General features: G+C 55.4%; 1 pseudogene. It reads left to right on the top strand.

The features are described 5' to 3' along the window. Positions 1–242 (top strand): annotated as a pseudogene (locus H6A60_RS13565) (hypothetical protein); the annotation flags it as partial.

Here is a 242-nt window from a genome sequence, read left to right as displayed (position 1 = left end):
GCAGAAGGCGGCTGAACGGCAGGCAAAGGTTGTGGCCCAACGTTTGGCAAAGGTGCAGAAGATCGGCGTGATCGGTCAGATGAGCAGTCTTTTTGCGCACGAAATCCGTCAGCCCTTGAGTGCCATAGGCGTGTGGGCTTACTCGCTGAGAAAGCTCCTCCTAAAAGAAGGCAAATCGCCTGACATGGTTGAGGCTGTGGATGGAATTCTCAACGAAACTCGCCGATCGGAGGCCATCGTCC

Source organism: Sutterella massiliensis (assembly GCF_016899755.1).
GTDB classification, from domain to species: Bacteria; Pseudomonadota; Gammaproteobacteria; order Burkholderiales; family Burkholderiaceae_F; genus Sutterella; species Sutterella massiliensis.
The sequence above is the reverse complement of the archived record's forward strand: the minus strand, read 5'-3'. Positions and strand labels throughout refer to the sequence as shown.